This window comes from Mesorhizobium sp. WSM4813 (genome assembly GCF_055811555.1).
Genome location: NZ_JBVVQU010000132.1, coordinates 1 through 1517 on the forward strand (window position 1 = coordinate 1; position 1517 = coordinate 1517).

Genomic DNA, 1517 nt, shown 5'->3' on the forward strand with positions numbered 1-1517 from the left:
GCTAGCGTGCGCACACATCTGATTTGGCGGGGATTAGTTTGGATTTGCAAGAGCGAAGCCCTCGGCGATGGCGTGGAAGCGTCTGAGGCCGTTGCTGAAGGTGACGGGACCTGGCGGTCGCTCCTTGGCGTAGCCGTTCCACCCTCCCAGCCGGGCGATGCACCAAGCGGCCCAGGCGAGCGTGTGTTGCGGATGCGGATTGTTCTGCTTTTGGGTCTTGCCTTCGAGCCTGGCAATCAGCGCCTCCAGCACGGTGATCTCGGCGGGGCTGAAGAGGCGTGCAGCCTTGAAGGCCTGGCCGGCGGCATCGCGCCCGTGCACGAGTTGCATGACCCTGGTGGCGACGATCAGCGCGGTCGCGGCCAGCCGTTCGAGTGCCTCACCATCGGCAAGCAGGCTTTCCTCCAGATCGATGGCCTGCGACTTCACCGTTCGGAACAGCTGTTCGACGGTCCAGCGCAACCGGTAGAGATCGACCATGCGGCAAGCGTCGGCGAGCGTTTTGACCGCGTGAGTGGTCAACAGCCGCCAGATCACCGCTTCCTTTGGCGAAGGCGGATCGATCTCGCGCACTTCGACCATGTTGAGCGTGATCTCGCGCGGATCGCGACAGTCGGCACCAAGGCGCGGCTGGCGCAAGGCGACCGCGGCGAAGCGAACGGCCAGTTGCACCTTGCGCGCCGGTCGGCCGGGACGCGCCTGCAGTTCGAAGGCGGTCCGGCCGGCTTCCGGCGTTTTGGCGATCTCGCCGAACAGACGGCCGCCCTGCTCACCCAGAGCCCGGTCGCGCACGGCGCGGATGAGCACATGCGTGCGCTCGTCAGGCAGCCTTGCCAGCACTTCGTAGATGTCGGCCTCGCGGTCGCCGATCACGGTAGCCAGCGGCGTGTCGGTCAGCGCCTGGCGGGCCGCCTTGGCGGTGGCGATCCATTTGTAGCTCTCCTTGGCTTCGATCGGCAGGGCTTGGTAGTCGTGCGCCTTCTGCCCCCGACGCCGCCAGATCGTGGCAGCCGCAAGCCCCAGCACCGAGCCGTCGGCGGCATCCACGGCCAGCGCCGGGTGGACGAACAGCCCGACATCCTTGCCGTTGCCGACACGCCCGAGGCCGCGCTTGCGCGAGGCCTTGGCCTCATAGTTGATCTCGCTGCTGTCCTCAATGATCAGCACATGGCGGCCGGCCGCCGCCTCGCCCGTTCGCGCCGCCGCCGTGCGCACGATCTCCGGCACCGTCACCTGGGGATTGCGAAACAGCCGCGTGAACGCAATCTGTTCCGCCCGCGTATCGGCCAGCCTGCGCAGGCCCGCGCTGACGCGCGTGCACATGCGCTCCAGCACCATGCTCCCCTTTTTTGCAGGCGCAGGTCGCCGAAGTATCCAAGCAGCAAAGCCATCGTCGAAATCTCCCGAATCAACAATGGGAGCTACAGAATCACACATGATTCCAACCCCACAAGCCAAACCTGCTGCCCGGCCAAAACTCCCTTGACACCTCCGAAGCAGATGTGTGCGCACGCTAG

The 1517-nt window shown here is 65.9% G+C and carries 1 protein-coding gene; it reads right to left on the reverse strand.

The window, feature by feature from the left end; translation table 11 throughout:
* Positions 1-33 precede the first annotated feature (33 nt).
* The gene (locus tag AC0L25_RS32310) at positions 34-1323 is read right to left on the reverse strand and encodes an IS4 family transposase (protein WP_473599165.1); all 1290 of its coding nucleotides are present in this window, start codon (positions 1321-1323) and stop codon (positions 34-36) included.
* Positions 1324-1517: the final 194 nt, after the last annotated feature.

What these genes read in the sequence shown, in the direction of transcription:
- AC0L25_RS32310 (WP_473599165.1), bottom strand. Translation starts at nt 1,323, where the DNA reads ATGTGCACGCGCGTCAGCGCGGGCCTGCGCAGGCTGGCCGATACGCGG.